Annotated in this window: 17 protein-coding genes and 1 pseudogene; 9 read left to right on the top strand and 9 right to left on the bottom strand. The window is 71.2% G+C overall.

Annotated elements, in window-relative coordinates:
- Window positions 1–76: 76 nt before the first annotated feature.
- Entirely contained in the window at window positions 77–931 is an 855-nt protein-coding gene (locus AC4IHM_RS11725) for an MHYT domain-containing protein (protein ID WP_490867011.1), read from the bottom strand.
- Window positions 932–1,152: 221 nt separating this feature from the next.
- Window positions 1,153–2,022, bottom strand: coding sequence for a helix-turn-helix domain-containing protein (locus AC4IHM_RS11720; protein WP_490867010.1), 870 nt, complete (start codon window positions 2,020–2,022; stop codon window positions 1,153–1,155).
- A 156-nt stretch (window positions 2,023–2,178) separates the two neighbouring features.
- Here AC4IHM_RS11720 and AC4IHM_RS11715 point away from each other — a divergent pair, with 156 nt between their 5' ends.
- Together AC4IHM_RS11715 and AC4IHM_RS11710 are read left to right on the top strand one after the other, a co-directional pair.
- On the top strand, window positions 2,179–3,219 hold the full coding sequence (locus tag AC4IHM_RS11715; protein ID WP_490867009.1) for an NAD(P)-dependent alcohol dehydrogenase: 1,041 nt from the start codon (window positions 2,179–2,181) through the stop codon (window positions 3,217–3,219).
- 254 nt (window positions 3,220–3,473) lie between these two features.
- Window positions 3,474–3,724, top strand: a pseudogene (locus tag AC4IHM_RS11710) (NAD(P)H-binding protein); the annotation flags it as partial.
- Window positions 3,725–3,763: 39 nt separating this feature from the next.
- Here the strand turns inward: AC4IHM_RS11710 and AC4IHM_RS11705 are convergent.
- Window positions 3,764–4,783, bottom strand: a complete 1,020-nt coding sequence (locus AC4IHM_RS11705) for an aldo/keto reductase (RefSeq protein WP_490867008.1) — start codon at window positions 4,781–4,783, stop codon at window positions 3,764–3,766.
- A 194-nt stretch (window positions 4,784–4,977) separates the two neighbouring features.
- Here AC4IHM_RS11705 and AC4IHM_RS11700 point away from each other — a divergent pair, with 194 nt between their 5' ends.
- Window positions 4,978–5,568, top strand: a complete 591-nt coding sequence (locus AC4IHM_RS11700; protein ID WP_490870811.1) for a TetR/AcrR family transcriptional regulator — start codon at window positions 4,978–4,980, stop codon at window positions 5,566–5,568.
- Between the two features lie 10 nt (window positions 5,569–5,578).
- Here the strand turns inward: AC4IHM_RS11700 and AC4IHM_RS11695 are convergent, their stop codons facing one another.
- Window positions 5,579–5,947: a winged helix-turn-helix transcriptional regulator gene (locus AC4IHM_RS11695; protein WP_490870810.1), complete on the bottom strand. Its 369-nt coding sequence runs from the start codon at window positions 5,945–5,947 to the stop codon at window positions 5,579–5,581.
- Between the two features lie 99 nt (window positions 5,948–6,046).
- On the opposite strand from AC4IHM_RS11695, the gene AC4IHM_RS11690 reads away from it, so the two are divergent.
- Window positions 6,047–6,700 carry an NADPH-dependent F420 reductase gene (locus AC4IHM_RS11690; protein WP_490867007.1) on the top strand — a complete coding sequence of 218 codons (654 nt, stop codon included), beginning with the start codon at window positions 6,047–6,049 and terminating at the stop codon, window positions 6,698–6,700.
- Between the two features lie 206 nt (window positions 6,701–6,906).
- Window positions 6,907–7,419, top strand: a complete 513-nt coding sequence (msrA, locus tag AC4IHM_RS11685) for a peptide-methionine (S)-S-oxide reductase MsrA (RefSeq protein WP_490867006.1) — start codon at window positions 6,907–6,909, stop codon at window positions 7,417–7,419.
- A 48-nt stretch (window positions 7,420–7,467) separates the two neighbouring features.
- On the opposite strand, the gene AC4IHM_RS11680 is transcribed toward msrA, so the two are convergent.
- Complete coding sequence (locus tag AC4IHM_RS11680; RefSeq protein ID WP_490867005.1) at window positions 7,468–8,586, bottom strand: hypothetical protein; 1,119 nt, start codon at window positions 8,584–8,586, stop codon at window positions 7,468–7,470.
- A gap of 96 nt (window positions 8,587–8,682) precedes the next feature.
- On the opposite strand from AC4IHM_RS11680, the gene AC4IHM_RS11675 reads away from it, so the two are divergent.
- The gene (locus AC4IHM_RS11675; RefSeq protein WP_490867004.1) at window positions 8,683–9,837 is read left to right on the top strand and encodes a cystathionine gamma-synthase; all 1,155 of its coding nucleotides are present in this window, start codon (window positions 8,683–8,685) and stop codon (window positions 9,835–9,837) included.
- 3 nt (window positions 9,838–9,840) lie between these two features.
- Here AC4IHM_RS11675 and AC4IHM_RS11670 read toward each other — a convergent pair whose 3' ends face one another.
- The 3 genes from AC4IHM_RS11670 to AC4IHM_RS11660 all read right to left on the bottom strand — a co-directional run bounded on the left by AC4IHM_RS11670 (window position 9,841) and on the right by AC4IHM_RS11660 (window position 11,400).
- The gene (locus tag AC4IHM_RS11670; protein ID WP_490867003.1) at window positions 9,841–10,098 is read right to left on the bottom strand and encodes a hypothetical protein; all 258 of its coding nucleotides are present in this window, start codon (window positions 10,096–10,098) and stop codon (window positions 9,841–9,843) included.
- Window positions 10,099–10,276: 178 nt separating this feature from the next.
- Entirely contained in the window at window positions 10,277–10,786 is a 510-nt protein-coding gene (locus AC4IHM_RS11665) for a sigma factor-like helix-turn-helix DNA-binding protein (RefSeq protein ID WP_490867002.1), read from the bottom strand.
- A gap of 113 nt (window positions 10,787–10,899) precedes the next feature.
- On the bottom strand, window positions 10,900–11,400 hold the full coding sequence (locus AC4IHM_RS11660; RefSeq protein WP_490870809.1) for a MarR family winged helix-turn-helix transcriptional regulator: 501 nt from the start codon (window positions 11,398–11,400) through the stop codon (window positions 10,900–10,902).
- A gap of 169 nt (window positions 11,401–11,569) precedes the next feature.
- Between AC4IHM_RS11660 and ilvA the strand changes: the two genes are divergently transcribed.
- The 3 genes from ilvA (at window position 11,570) to AC4IHM_RS11645 (ending at window position 14,833) form a co-directional block, all read left to right on the top strand.
- A complete protein-coding gene (gene ilvA / locus AC4IHM_RS11655) occupies window positions 11,570–12,799 on the top strand; it encodes a threonine ammonia-lyase (RefSeq protein WP_490867001.1) in 1,230 nt (409 codons plus the stop codon).
- A 151-nt stretch (window positions 12,800–12,950) separates the two neighbouring features.
- Window positions 12,951–13,979, top strand: a complete 1,029-nt coding sequence (locus AC4IHM_RS11650; RefSeq protein WP_490867000.1) for an ATP-binding cassette domain-containing protein — start codon at window positions 12,951–12,953, stop codon at window positions 13,977–13,979.
- Complete coding sequence (locus AC4IHM_RS11645; protein ID WP_490866999.1) at window positions 13,976–14,833, top strand: ABC transporter permease; 858 nt, start codon at window positions 13,976–13,978, stop codon at window positions 14,831–14,833. The genes AC4IHM_RS11650 and AC4IHM_RS11645 overlap by 4 nt, the downstream gene beginning before the upstream one ends.
- Window positions 14,834–14,881: 48 nt before the next feature.
- Here AC4IHM_RS11645 and greA read toward each other — a convergent pair whose 3' ends face one another.
- Entirely contained in the window at window positions 14,882–15,379 is a 498-nt protein-coding gene (greA, locus tag AC4IHM_RS11640; protein WP_490866998.1) for a transcription elongation factor GreA, read from the bottom strand.
- Between the last annotated feature and the right edge of the window lie 142 nt (window positions 15,380–15,521).

Raw genomic sequence — 15,521 nt, 5'->3', positions numbered from 1 at the left:
CCGTCTCCGGCGTCGGGCGACGCGCCGCCCGGTCCGGCGAAGGGGCGCCGGACCGCGGGGGCGTCGCGAGTCGTGGTCAGCGCGACGGCCAGGAGCCGTCGCCCTCCGGGGGCCGGTATCCGTACTGCCCCGCCGGGGCCGATCGGCCCGGGGACGCCACGGCGGCCCGGTACGGCGTCCGTGCCTCGTCGTCACCGAGCACCAGATCGGGGTCGAACATGACGATCGCCGCGGCCAGTACAAGAATGATCACCGGTCCGGCGATCATCGCGAGCAGGAACGACAACTGCCCGATCGAGGAGTTCAACGTCTGGGAGGTCACACGGTCGAGGTGGACGCTGACGGAGGCCATGCCGGTGTAGTGCATGCCCGTGACGGCGATCCCCATGACGAGGCTGGCCCCCAGGCTCGACCACAGACCGCGGATGGTGGCCGCCGCCCACAGGGCGGCGGTGGCCGCGACCACGGCGATCACGATGGACAGCGTCACGGCCGTGACGCTGTAGTGGATGCTGCCGTGCACGCGCATGGCGGCCATGCCCAGGTAGTGCATGGCCGCGACACCCAGGCCCATCGACAGGCCCGCCGTGGCCAGGACCGGCACCCGCGCGCCGCGGTAGCCGACGAGGAACACCCCGAAGGCCGTGACGGCGATCGCGACCAGGAGGCTCAGCACGGTCAGCCGAGTCTCGTACTCGACGACGGTGCCGTCGACGCTGAACCCCGTCATCCCGATGAAGTGCATCGTCCAGATGCCGCAGCCGAGGGACACCGCGCCGAGGAAGAGCCAGCCGGCCTTGTGATTGCGCTGCCCGCGGCGCATGGAGCGCACGGTGCAGCGAAGCCCGAGCGCCGAGCCCAGGCAGGCCATCAGATATGCGGCTATCGGGGTCACTGCCCCGTAATGGAAGTCGGTCACCGTGGCAGTCACGACCCGATGCCTTTCGTGTACCGCTGTCCCGACTCGCCGGACAGGACGGAATCCAATGGAAATGGGCCGAAGAAATCAAGCCACATGGCTTAATAAATCACGCAGATGGGTGGAGCTGTCCCCTCCGGTGTGTGTCGTTCGTCACAGGCGATGTCATTCCATTTCGGGTCGGCCGCCACGCCCGCACACCCCTCGCCGCGGCGCCGGGCCGGGGCGCGCGCTCACGGGGTGAGCGAAGCCGCCGCGTCCTGTCCCCAGCTCGCCAGCAGCCGCAGCGCCTCCGCCGAGGGTGAGCCCGGCTCGGCGTGATAGGTGACGAAGGTCTGCTCGTCGTCGTCGACCAGGCGGAACGTCTCGAAGGACAGGGTCAGTTCACCGACCAGCGGATGCCGCATCCGCTTGACGCCGTAGCTCTTCTCCTTGACGTCGTGCGTGGCCCACAGCCGCCGGAACTCCTCGCTCTTCACGGACAGCTCGCCGACCAGGGCGGACAGCCGCGGATCGTCCGGGTGCCGGCCCGCGTCCATGCGCAGGGAGCTGACCATGTCGTGCGCCTTCTGCTCCCAGTCCACGAACAGATCGCGGTACTCAGGGCCGAGGAACACCAGCCGCGCCCAGTTCCGCTCCGGGGCCGGCAGCTTGCCCCAGTCGCCGAAGAGGGCCGCCGACATGCGGTTCCAGGCGAGGATCTCCGAGCGCCGGCCGCTCACGTACGCCGGCACCGAGTCGATCGACTCCAGCAGTTGGAGCAGCGCCGCCCGCACCGGCTGCTGCGCCCGCGCCGCCCGCCTGCGCTGCTGCTTCGGCCTGGCCAGATGCGTCAGATGCGCCTGCTCGGCGTCGGACAGCCTCAGAGCGCGGGCGATCGCGTCGAGGACCTCCGCCGACACATTGCGCCCGTTGCCCTGTTCGAGGCGGGTGTAGTACGCCACCGAAACCCCGGCCAACTGCGCCAGCTCCTCCCGGCGCAGCCCCGGCACCCGGCGCTGCCGCCCGAACGACGGCAGCCCCACGTCCGCCGGCTTCAGCCGGGCCCGCCGTGTGCGCAGGAACTCGCTCAGCTCGGCTCGCCGGTCCAGCTGTCCATCCATGCCCCCAGTATTCCCGGTCGTACGCACAGGACCCTGTCCCCACCGGTGGTACGCATACCGGACGTAGGCACGACTGTGGTCTGGGTGGCCGCCCGCCGGCCCGGCACAGTGGAGCCATCACCCAGTCACCGCCGAGAGAATCCCGGAGAACCCGGCATGACCACTGTCGCCGCGTACGCAGCACCCGCCGCCAAGGCTCCGCTGGAGCGCACCACCATCGAGCGGCGCGCGGTGCGCGAACACAACGTCCTGATCGACATCAAGTTCGCCGGCATCTGCCACTCCGACATCCACCAGGTCCGCGAGGGCTGGGGCGAGGCCATCTTCCCGATGGTCCCCGGCCACGAGATCGCGGGCATCGTCTCCGAGGTCGGCGACGGCGTCACCAAATACGCCGTCGGCGACCGGGTGGGCGTCGGCTGCATGGTCGACTCCTGCCGCGAGTGCGACAACTGCGAGGCCGGCCTCGAGCAGTACTGCACCGGCGGCAACGTGATGACGTACAACGGCGTCGGCAAGGACGGGGAGCCGACCTACGGCGGCTACTCGCAGAAGATCGTCGTCGACGAGAACTTCGTCGTCGGCATCCCCGAGGGCATCTCGCTCGACGAGGCCGCGCCGCTGCTCTGCGCCGGCATCACCACGTACTCCCCGCTCAAGCACTGGAAGGCCGGCCCCGGCAAGAAGGTCGCCGTCCTCGGCATGGGCGGCCTCGGCCACATGGCCGTCAAGCTGGCACACGCCCTGGGCGCCGAGGTGACCGTCCTCTCGCAGTCGCTGCGCAAGGAGGCCGACGGACTGCGGCTGGGCGCCGACCACTACTACGCCACCAGCGACCCGGCCACCTTCCGGGAGCCGGCGGGCGGCTTCGACCTGATCGTCTCGACGGTCTCCGCCCCGCTCGACCTCGGTGCCTACCTGGGCCTGCTGCGCACCGACGGCGCCCTGGTGAACGTCGGCGCCCCCGAGGAGCCCGTCTCGCTCAACCTCTTCTCGGTCATCGGCGGCCGCAAGACGCTGGCCGGCTCCAGCATCGGCGGCATCCGCGAGACCCAGGAGATGCTGGACTTCTGCGCCGAGCACGGCATCGGCGCCGAGATCGAGCTGATCGCGGCGTCCGAGGTCAACGAGGCGTACGAACGGGTCCTGGCGAGCGATGTGCGGTACCGCTTCGTGATCGACACGGCGACGATCTGACGGGTTCCTCGGTCGGGCGGGGGCGGGGGCGGTTGTCGGGTTGAGGGCGCTCGGTCCGCGAGTCTCTCGGTCGGGCGGGGCCGCTCGGTCCGGCGAGGTCCGTCGGAGATTTTCTCGCCCTTCCCGTCACACGGCCGCGCCGCCGCGGGTCATACCGCCACGGACACAAAACGGCGGACGTTCCGGACGGGCGGGGTCGGACACCTGCTCGCCCGGACGCCAGGACCCCCGGGAGCAGTCATGACGTACCCCGCATCCTGGTCACCGGCGGCACGGGCACCCTCGGCAGCCATGTCGTCCCGCTGCTGCGGGCGGCCCGAAGCGCGACGACGAGGCGACCCGCGCCCTGGTGCACGCCGCCTCCCGCGCGGACGTACGGCACCTCGTGTACCTCTCGGTCGTCGGCGCGGACAGCGTCCCGTCGGCGTGGCTGCGCACCAAGCCGGACTCGGAGCGGGCGATCGCCGACTCGGGCATCGCGTGGACGGTGCTGCGGGCCGCGCGGGCCGTGGCGCCGGCTTCCGGACGCCGCTGAGCCCTACGGTCAGCGGCGCCGCAGCGAGGCGTCCAGCAGCGCGGGCGGGGCGTCGAACTTCTCGTGCGCGGCCAGGTCGGTACCGGGGGCGACGATCGCGTCGATCGCGTCGAGGACATCGGCGGAGAGCACCGTGTCGGCGGCGGCGAGCTGCGAGCGCAGGTGGTCCAGGGTGCGGGGGCCGATGAGCGCGCTGGTCACACCGGGGTGCGCGGTCACGAAGCCGAGCGCGAGCTGGATCATGGTCAGCCCGGCCTCCTCGGCGACCCGCGCCAGTCGCTCGACGGCGTCGAGCCTGGCCCGGTTGGCGGGCAGGGAGGTGTCGAACCGCTCCGGCAGGACCGCCGAGCGATGGGTGGCGATCTCACGGCCCGCGCGGACGGCCCCCGACAGCCAGCCCGAGGCCAGCGGGCTCCACGCCAGCACCCCGAGCCCGTACCGCTCGGTGACCGGCAGTACGTCGCGCTCGATCCCGCGCTGAAGCACGGAGTAACTGGGCTGCTCGGTGACGTAGCGGCTCAGGCGGTGCTCGCGGGCCGCCCACTGGGCCTCCACGATGCGGTAGGCGGGGAAGGTCGAGGAGCCGAAGTAGCGGATCTTCCCGGCGCGCTGGAGGTCGGTCAGCGCGGACAGCGTCTCCTCGTCGCTGGTGGCCGGGTCCCACCGGTGGATCTGGTAGAGATCGACGTGGTCGACGCCGAGGCGGCGCAGGCTGTTGTCCAGCTCGGTGACCAGCCAGCGGCGCGAGGAGCCCTGGTGGTTGGGCTTGTCGCTCATCGGCATGTTCGCCTTCGTGGCCAGCACGATGTCGTCGCGGCGGCCGGCGATGGCCTTGCCGACCATCTCCTCCGACTCGCCGCCGCTGTACCAGTCGGCGGTGTCGATGACGTTGATCCCGCCCTCCAGGGCGGCGTCGACGATGGCGGTGGCCTCGTCCTGGGTGGTGCCTCCGATGCTGCCGAAGTTCATGGCGCCGAGTGCGAGTGAGCTGACCTGCACGCCGGTGCGGCCCAAGGTGCGGTACTGCATGACGGTGTTCCTCCGTGGGAGTGGGGAGGGAATTGGGCATTACGGACATGATGGTGCGCGTGGTGGTGTGCGCGGAGGAGGGGAGGCCTGGTGGCGGGTTCCCTGTTCTGGCATCATGCCCAAGCGGGACCCTGTCCCGTTTGACGATACGGAACAGTGTCCCGTTTAGCAACCGGTGGCGGAGGAACGACGTGGTGCAGGACGGCGACCAGGGCGCGGAGCCCGCGACACGCCCCAGACGGGCGGACGCCCGGCGCAATCAGAAGACCCTGCTCGACGCGGCCGCCGCCGTCTTCGTCGAGTCGGGCGTGGAGGCGCCGGTACGCGACATCGCGGCCAGGGCCGGCGTCGGAACGGCCACGATCTACCGCCACTTCCCGACGCGGGCCGACCTCATCATCGGCGTCTACCGGCACCAGGTGGAGGCCTGCGCCGAGGCGGGCCCGGCCCTGCTGGCGAGCAGCCCCACCCCCTACGCCGCCCTGGCCGAGTGGATCGACCTCTTCGTCGACTTCCTGGTCACCAAGCACGGACTCGCCGCCGTACTGCGGTCCGACAACGCCGGCTTCGAGGCGCTGCACACGTACTTCCTCGACCGCCTCGTGCCCGTGTGCACCGAGCTGCTCGGCGCCGCCACCGCCTCCGGGGAGATCCGCTCCGACCTGCCCGCCCTCGCCCTCATGCGCGGCGTCGGCAACCTCTGCATCGGCGCGGGGGGCGACCCCCGCTACGACGCCCGCCGCCTGGTCCGACACCTCGTCGCGGGGCTGCGCCGGCCGGACTGACCGCGGGCGGTCACCCCGCGTTTCGCTCCTGCGCGTCGAGCAGCTCGTCGCCGTGCTCGCCGACCCACCGCCCGAGCGCCGCCAGCGGCCCCTCCACGAGGCTGCGGCCCAGTCCGGAGAGGGCGTACACGACGCGAGGCGGCGCCTCGGCGTGCACCTCGCGGTCGATCAGACCGTTGGCCAGCAGCCGCCGCAGGGCGTCGGTGAGCACCTTGTCGCTGATGCCACCGATCGCGGTACGCAGCTCACGGCGCCGGCACGGTCCCGCGCGCAGGGCGGCCAGGACCACGGGGTCCCAGGTGTGCGCGAAGAGGTCCGTGGCCGCGCGCAGCCGGCAGTCGGCGACCCAATCGTGGCAGTGATCCTCGTGACCGGTCATCTCGTCCCACATTCTCGCGCGTTCGTTACGCACCAGGCGGTGCGTAACGCCCTGCCTACCGTGAATTCCCATTCGGTCGGCGAACGGAAGGCGACGACGATGCGCATCGGCATTCTGGGCACGGGAACACTGGCGGCGGCCTTGGGGGAGGGATGGGCGCGCGCCGGACACGATCTGGTGATCGGCGGCAGGTCCCGGGACGGGGCGGAGCGACTAGCCCTGCGACTGGGCCGCGGAACACTCGCGGCGACGCCGCGCGAGACGGCCACCGGGCGGGACGCGGTGCTGCTTGCCGTGACCTGGGACGGCGTCGAGGAGATGCTCGAACTGGCGGGTGCCCGCGACGGAGCGCTCGACGGGACGCCGTTGATCGACCCGACGAACGCCGTCGCACACGGTGCGGGCGTGCTGCTCACCGAGCCCGGCGCGTCGACGGCACGGCGGATCGCCGGGTGGGCACCGGGGGCACACGTCGTCAAGGCATTCCACCTCTTCCCGGCCGCCCAGTGGACGAGCCGTCCCGAAAGCGGCCGGGCCCCCGTGACGGTGGCGATGTGCGGCGACGACCCCGCCGCGCTGCGCGTCGTCTCCGCCCTGGTGCGGGACGTCGGCGCCGAACCGGCGGTCCTCGGCGACCTCACCCGGGTGCGCCAACTGGAAGAGGTCGCCGGCTTCGTCATCACCCTGGCCTTCTCGGGCACCGACCCGAACTCGGCCATCCCCCGCGTCCCTTCGACGGCCACGGCGACCTGACGGGACCGCGCGGGCGTTGGGCTTTCCTCCGTGGCGCACGGGTGCGCGAAGCCGCGACCGCCGGACGGCGCCGTCCCGGCGCGGTCGGTCTGCGTGGACGAACGGGGCCTCACGGAATCACCGGTGTCCCTGAAACGTTGGACCGGGAGGGTGTGCGGACCGAGCAAGCCCGACTTACCTAGCCGACTGACATGTGGAGGACCGCGATGGCTGCGCAGACACAGAGGGCCGTGCTCGCGGGCGGATGCTTCTGGGGGATGGAGGAGCTGATCCGCCGGCTCCCGGGCGTGACGGCGACCCGGGTCGGATACACCGGGGGCGACGTGCCGAACGCGACGTACCGCGACCACGGCACGCACGCGGAGGCCATCGAGATCCTCTTCGACCCCGAGAAGACCGACTTCCGCACGCTCCTGGAGTTCTTCTTCCAGATCCACGACCCCAGCACGAAGAACCGCCAGGGCAACGACATCGGCCTCAGCTACCGCTCGGCGATCTACTACGTGGACGACGAGCAGAAGCGGATCGCCGAGGACACGATCGCGGACGTGGACGCCTCCGGGCTGTGGCCGGGCAAGGTCGTCACCGAGGTGGAGCCGGTCGGCCCCTTCTGGGAGGCCGAGCCCGAGCACCAGGACTACCTGCAGCGCTACCCGGACGGCTACACCTGCCACTTCCCGCGCCCGGGGTGGCGGCTTCCCGTCCGCGCCGAGAGCTGACCGCGAGGCGGTGGCCCGGCCGGGCGGCACCCCGCCGGGCCACCGCCGTCAGTGCGGCAGCGTCGCAGGACTGCCGCCGTTCGCCTCATAGCCCGCCACCGCGAGCGCGCGGTAGACCGCGAACTCCGCCGCCGGGTCGGCGGACAGCGTCCAGGGCAGGGCGCCGACGTGGCCGTCGATGAGTATCAACTGGTTCATGGCCTCGGCCCAGCGCTCGCCGCGGACCAGGAAGAAGAGCAGGAGATGGCGCACGTGCGCCTGCATCGGGTCGTCGGCGCGTGCCGAGTGGACCGCGTGCAGGGCGCCGTGCACCGCCTTGGTGACGACCTCGCTCTGATAGAAACCGCGGACCAGATTGATCTCGGGCAGGTGCTCGAAGACCGCGAACAGCGGCATGGCCGCCAGCAGGGAGCCTTGCGGCGCGCGGGCCGCCGCGGCCTCCGCGAAGGAGTACGACAGGTCGCGGGAGCCGTGCCACTTCTCGCACCAGTAGTGCAGCGCGGCCAGATGCGCGCCCATGTGGGCCGGGGCACGGTCCAGGATCTTCAGCCACAACTGCTCGAAGTCCTCGCGCGGGTAATCGAGGCCGCGCGCCACCGACAGCTCGACGATGTACGGGATCGGGTCCCCGGGAGCGAGCAGCGCCGCCTGCGAGCAGGCCGCCCTGGCCTCCTCCATGATGATCCGGAACTCGTCCGTCCCCCGGGTCGCCGTCCGCCACGCCTGCTGCACCAGGAACTCCGCGTGCACCGCCGCGCCGCCCGCGTCCTTGGGCGCCTCGGCCCGCCACACCCGCAACCACTGCCCGCCCGGCGTCTCACCGACCCCGCCGGGCCGCTGCGACAGCTCGAGCGACGCGGCGCCCGCGAAGGCCTGCACGCGCTGCCAGCGCCGCTCGCCCGCCGCCTCCGTGCCGGCGAGGAGCTGCTGCGCCCCCCGGTAGTCCTGCGTCTGCTGCACCAGGTCCAGGACGTCCAGCAGGTCCTGGTCGGGTCCGGGCATGCGGATGTCCAGCTCCTCCTCGCGGGCGAAGCCGTAGTTCGAGGGGTCCGCCGCGTCCGGGTGGCCCGGTGGGACCAGGCCGACCGCACCGCGCCGGCGCCGCAGAACGGGAAGCAGCACGAAGCCGAACACGACCAGCGCCATCAGGACCCAGAGAATCTCCATGCCTCAAGCGAACCAGACGCCGCCGACAATTGGCCAACCTGCCCCGCGCCCTGTGGAAAACGCGCGAAGTCTCCCGCGCGGCTACCCTCGGTTCCCATGAGCGACAGGCACATCAGTCAGCACTTCGAGACGCTCGCGATTCACGCGGGCAACACCGCCGATCCCCTGACGGGCGCGGTCGTCCCACCGATCTACCAGGTGTCGACCTACAAGCAGGACGGCGTCGGCGGACTGCGCGGCGGCTACGAGTACAGCCGCAGCGCGAACCCGACCCGTACCGCGCTTGAGGAGAACCTCGCCGCCCTGGAGGGCGGCCGTCGCGGCCTCGCGTTCGCGTCCGGACTGGCGGCCGAGGACTGCCTGTTGCGCGCCCTGCTGAGCCCCGGCGACCACGTGGTCATCCCCAACGACGCCTACGGCGGCACCTTCCGGCTCTTCGCCAAGGTCGCCGCCCGGTGGGGCGTGGAGTGGTCCGTGGCCGACACGAGCGACCCCGCCGCCGTGCGGGCCGCCCTGACCGGGCAGACCAAGGCCGTGTGGGTGGAGACGCCCTCCAACCCGCTGCTCGGCATCACCGACATCGCCGCCGTCGCCCAGGTCGCCCGGGACGCGGGCGCCCGGCTCGTCGTCGACAACACCTTCGCCACGCCCTACCTCCAGCAGCCGCTGGCCCTCGGCGCCGATGTCGTCGTGCACTCGCTGACCAAGTACATGGGCGGCCACTCGGACGTCGTCGGCGGCGCGCTGATCGTGGACGACCAGGAACTGGGGGAGGAGCTGGCGTTCCACCAGAACGCCATGGGCGCGGTCGCCGGGCCCTTCGACTCCTGGCTGGTGCTGCGCGGCACCAAGACGCTCGCGGTGCGCATGGACCGCCACAGCGAGAACGCGACCAAGGTCGCCGAGATGCTCTCCCGGCACGCGCGCGTGACGAGCGTGCTGTACCCGGGGCTGCCGGAGCACCCCGGGCACGAGGTCGCGGCCAAGCAGATGAAGGCGTTCGGCGGCATGGTGTCGTTCCGTGTCGAGGGCGGCGAGCAGGCGGCCGTCGAGGTCTGCGACCGTGCGAAGGTGTTCACGCTCGGTGAGTCCCTGGGCGGCGTCGAGTCGCTGATCGAGCACCCGGGCCGGATGACGCACGCCTCCGCCGCGGGCTCGGCCCTTGAGGTGCCCGCCGACCTGGTGCGCCTGTCGGTCGGCATCGAGAACGTCGACGACCTGCTGACCGACCTCCAGCAGGCCCTGGGCTAGAGCTCACCAGCCCTCCCAGCCCGTGACGGGTGGGGTCATCTCCGACGGCGGCTCCACCCACGGCCGGGCGGTCAGCGCCCACACCGTGAACGCCAGGACCGCGGCGCACAGCACCAGCCACATCAGGCGGCGGGCCACGGTCCTGCGCCGGAGCATGCGTCCGCCGCGGCGCATCGCGTCCGCGTACAGCTCGGGCGGCACCCGCGGCGACGACTGCTCCATGATCCGCCGCGCCGCGGCCTCGCGTTGAGCGCGGTTCACCGGAACCTCCCGACCCTCCACGCGCGGGTACCGGCCGCCGCGCCGCCGCGCACACATCCGCACGGGCCGCCGACGGGGCCACCGAAGCCGCACCCGGACGGGACACCCGAGGCGGCACCGGACGGGCTGTCAGCCGCGACACCGGGCGCGACAACGGCCGCCCCGGTCGCCCCGCGCGTCACGGCGTCGCCGCCTTCGCCTCCGTCGTCAGCGGGCGGGCCGGTGCGGTGGGCGGTGGGTGCAGCAGGGTGGCCGTCGCCCGGTCGCAGAGCGTGCGTACGCGCTCCACGGGCAGACCGAGCAGGGCGGCCGCCTGTTCTTCGGCGACCCCCTCGTACAGCCTGAGCACCAGGACCAGGCGTTCTCGCGGTGCGAGCCCGCCCAGGGCACCGGTGAGGCGCCGGCGAGTCCGGCCGAGACCGCCGTGGCGGTGCCGGATCTCACGGGCGAAACGGGTGGCCAGGTATTGGCGGGCGCGGTCGTACGGGTCCTCCCCGTGCAGCCGGTCCCAGTCCGCGTACGTGTGGGCGAGGGAGAGGACGAGCAGGCGCCGCGCGCGCGGGTTGGCGTTTGGCGGTTCCGCGGTGAGGAGGGTGGCGGCATGCAGCAGCCGCCCTGCCGCGCCCGCGACGAACGCCTCGAACTCCCGGGTCCGGCGGACACCGCGGGACACCTGCCGTTCTCGCACCGCGCCTCCTGTCTAGAGGGCGACGATCCCTGTGAGGTCTCATATCAGGCCAGCGACGGCCCGTCGGTCAAGAGTTCGGTGCGAACGGCCGCGGAAAGCCCGTGAAAGGCGGCTCAGGAGGCCGGCGAAGACTCACCGGACGACGGCGCCGAGGGGGCCATACGGGCGGACAGGGCGCCGTTGAAGCGCGTGAGGAGCGTGCAGAACGCCTCGCGCTCCTGCGGCGCCCAGTCCTGGGTCAGTTCGGCCATGAGCTGCCGCCGCGAGGACCGGACCTCTTCCAGTCGCGACACGCCGCGCGGGGACAACTGGAGGACCACCGCGCGTCCGTCCTCGGGGTGCGAGGTCCGCTTGACGAGTCCGGTGTCGACGAGCGGGGCCACCTGCCGCGTGACCGTCGAGGAGTCGATCCCCATGCTCGCGGCGAGCGCCTTCACGCCCATCGGACCCTCTTTGTCGAGGCGGTTGAGCAGCAGGTAGGCGGCGCGGTCCATGGAGTTGCGCACCTGCCCGACCCCGCCCAGCCGGGTCTGTTCGGCACGACGGGCGAAGAGCGCGACCTCGTGCTGGAGCGTCTCGAGAAGACCGGTGTCACCGGCGGTCGTCATGTCCATCGACATTTCAGGTGTTGTGGGCATGGCCGGGGGCTCACTTCTTGGAAGGGCTGCTGGTTGGGGGAAAGGGTACGCGGCCGGGCGGCGAGGCGTACGGGCGCTGGGCAAAGCGGGTCTCGGAGGTTGGTCACACCGCTCCCGGGCGCCGGTGAACTGCGATGCTGGAGGCATGAGCTACAGCACGGCCGCCCGTGTCGGACCGGTCACCCTCGACGATGTGCGCGGAGCCCAGAAAATGCTCTCGGGCGTGGCACGGGTGACGGCGATGGAGGGCAGCAGGCACCTGTCCCAGCTGGTCGGCTCGCCGGTGCACTTCAAGTGCGAGAACCTCCAGCGGACCGGTTCCTTCAAGTTGCGCGGCGCCTACGTCCGGATCGCCGGGCTGCTGCCCGAGCAGCGGGCCGCCGGTGTGGTCGCGGCGAGCGCGGGCAACCACGCGCAGGGCGTGGCGCTGGCGTCGTCGCTGCTCGGTGTGCGCTCGACGGTGTTCATGCCGAAGGGCGCCCCGCTGCCGAAGATCAGCGCGACCCGGGACTACGGCGCGGAGGTGCGGCTGCACGGCCAGGTGGTCGACGAGACGCTGTCCGCCGCACAGGAGTACGCGGAGCGCGCGGGCGCGGTGTTCATCCACCCCTTCGACCACCCCGACGTCATCGCGGGCCAGGGCACGGTCGGACTGGAGATCCTCGAACAGTGCCCCGAGGTGCGGACCGTCGTGGTCGGCATCGGCGGGGGAGGGCTGGCGGCCGGGATCGCCGTCGCGGTGAAGGCACTGCGGCCGGACGTACGGATCGTGGGTGTGCAGGCGCAGGGCGCTGCGGCGTACCCGCCGTCCCTCGCCGCGGGGCGCCCGGTGGCCGTCCAGAACCCCGCCACGATGGCCGACGGCATCAAGGTGGGACGGCCGGGCGACGTGCCGTTCGGGATCGTCGGCACCTTGGTGGACGAGGTCCGCACGGTCTCCGAGGACGAGTTGGCCACCGCTCTGCTGCTGTGTCTCGAGCGGGCCAAGCTGGTCGTGGAGCCGGCCGGGGCGAGTCCGGTGGCGGCGCTGCTGAGCGAGCCTGGGGCCTTCGAGGGGCCGGTGGTCGCGGTGCTGTCCGGGGGCAACGTCGACCCGGTGCTGATGCAGGGCGTGCTGCGGCACGGCATGGCCGCGCAGGGCCGCTACCTGGCGGTCCGGCTGCGGCTGACGGACCGGCCCGGCGCCCTGGCCACGCTTCTCGGGGTGTTGTCAGTGGTCGACGCTAATGTCCTGGACGTGAGCCATCTGCGGACCGATCCACGGCTCGGGCTCACGGAGGCGGAGGTCGAGCTGCACCTGGAGACGAAGGGTCCGGAGCACTGTGCCGAGGTCGGCCGGGCGCTGCGGGAGGCGGGCTACACCGTCATCGGCTGAGGGCGGCCGGAGGCCCTTCGTCACCCGTTCGGGTAATTACATTGTGAGACGCGATACATCGCGTTACTGTGTGTCGTGCATCGCTCGCTGGGCCGAGCAGAACGCACAAATCTAGGCTTTCCGAAGATTCCCCGACGACGTGGAGACTCATATGCCAGGCGCCATCTATGCCGAAGGCCTGGTGAAAACCTTCGGTGACGTAAGGGCTCTGGACGGCGTCGACCTCGACGTTCCCGAGGGCACGGTCCTGGGCCTGCTCGGGCCGAACGGCGCGGGCAAGACCACCGCCGTCCGCTGCCTCACGACCCTGCTGCGGCCCGACAGCGGCAAGGCGGTCGTCGCGGGCATCGACGTACTCAGGCAGCCCAACGACGTGCGGCGCTCGATCGGCCTCTCCGGCCAGTTCGCCGCGGTCGACGAATATCTGACCGGCCGCGAGAACCTCCAGATGGTCGGCCGGCTCTACCAGATGAGGGCCAAGGCGGCGAAGGTACGGGCCGGCGAGCTGCTCGACCAGTTCCACCTCTCGGACGCCGCCGACCGCCCGACGAAGACCTACTCGGGAGGCATGCGCCGTCGGCTCGACCTGGCGGCGGCCCTGGTCGTCTCCCCGCCCGTCATGTTCATGGACGAGCCGACCACCGGCCTCGACCCGCGCAACAGACAGGAGCTGTGGGAGGTCATCAAACAGCTGGTCGCCGACGGTACGACCCTGCTGCTGACCACCCAGTACCTGGAGGAGGCCGACCACCTCGCGCACGACATCGCGGTCGTCGACCACGGCCGCGTCATCGCCCGCGGCACCTCCGACGAACTCAAGGCCCGCACCGGCGGAGAGCGCGTCGAGGTCGTGGTCCACGAGCGTGAGCACATGCGGACGGCCGCCGAGGTGCTCGGCGGATTCGGCAAGGGCTCGACCACCGTCGAGGAGCACACCCGCAAGCTCACCGTTCCGGTCACCGGTGGCGCGAAGCTGCTCGCCGAGGTCATCCGCGAACTCGACGTCCGCGGCATCGAGATCGACGACATCGCCCTGCGCCGCCCCACGCTCGACAACGTCTTCCTCTCCCTCACCGGCCACACCGCCGAGACCGAGGAGAACGGCCGGGCGGAAGGCGCCGACCCCGCCGACCGCAAGAGCGAGAAGGACAAGAAGGACAAGAAGGAGGCAGCCAAGTGAGCGCCGTCACCGACGCCGCACGGGGCGCGGCGCGCGCCAACCCCCTCGGCCAGTCCGCCCGGGACTCGCTGGTCATCGCCCGCAGAAACCTGATCCGGATGACCAGGATTCCCGAGATGGTCCTGTTCGGGATCATCCAGCCGGTGATGTTCGTCGTCCTGTTCACATATGTCTTCGGCGGCTCGATGAAGATCGGCAACACCACCGACCCGGGCATCTACAAGGACTTCCTGATGGCCGGCATCTTCGCCCAGACCGTCACGTTCGCCACCGCGGGCTCGGCCGCCGGCATCGCCGACGACATGCAGAAGGGGCTCGTCGACCGTTTCCGCTCCCTGCCGATGGCCCGTGGCGCGGTGCTGACCGGCCGCACCGTCGCCGACCTCGTCCAGACCTCCATCACTCTGCTCGTCCTCGCGATCGTGGCGCTGATCGTGGGCTGGCGCACCGGCTCCGCGGATCCGACCAACGCCGGAAAGATCCTGGCCGGCTTCGGCCTGCTGCTTCTGCTGGGCTATGCCTTCACCTGGATCGGAGCGTTGATCGGCCTGTCCGTGCGCACCCCGGAGGCGGCGACCTCGGGAGGGATCATCTGGCTGTTCCCGGTGACGTTCGTGTCGAACGCCTTCGTGGACTCCAGCCAGATGACCCCCTGGCTTCGGCACATCGCCGAGTGGAACCCCTTCAGCGCCACGGTGCAGGCCTGCCGGGAGCTGTTCGGCAACCCGGGCGTCGTGCAGTCCGACGCCTGGCCCATGCAGCATCCCGTCTGGGCGTCGGTGATCTGGTCCGTGCTGATCATCGCCGTCTTCAGGACCCTGGCGGTGCGCAAGTACCGCTCGGCCGCCGCATGACGAAAGCCCCCGGCGTCACCAGGACGCCGGGGGCCCGTCACCAAAGGATCAGCCGTTGTAGGGCTCCGCCTTGAGGATCTTCACGGAGGCCGGCTTGCCGTTGGGCAGCTCGTACTGCGCGTTCTCCCCGACCTTGTGGCCGGTGACGCCCGAGCCCAGCGGGGACTGGGGCGAGTAGGTCTCGATCTCCGAACTCGCGTACTCGCGCGAGGCGAGCAGGAAGGTCAGCGTGTCGTCCTCGTCACCGTCGAAGGCGATCGTGACGACCATGCCGGGCGCCACCACACCGTCGGCGGCCGGGGCCTCACCCACCTTGGCGCTCTCGAGCAGCTGGGTCAGCTGGCGCACACGCAGCTCCTGCTTGCCCTGCTCCTCCTTCGCCGCGTGGTACCCGCCGTTCTCGCGCAGGTCCCCCTCCTCACGCGCTGCGGCGATCTTGGCAGAGATCTCGGTGCGCGCAGGACCAGTAAGGTATTCAAGCTCCTCCTTGAGCTTGTTGTACGCCTCCTGGGTCAGCCAGGTGACGTTCTCGCTGGTCTGGGTCACGGGTGCTCCTCGTTGGTACTGGGAATACAAATCAACGCCCTACCCAGAAGGATGTTCCTTCACGGAAGGGCGAAACCACGAGCCTAACAATTCACTGGCCAAAGGGGGAGGATATAAGCCACCAGATTCAGGTAGCCGCAGG

The sequence above is a fragment of the Streptomyces sp. SL06 genome, assembly GCF_058244745.1.
The sequence above is the reverse complement of the archived record's forward strand: the minus strand, read 5'-3'. Positions and strand labels throughout refer to the sequence as shown.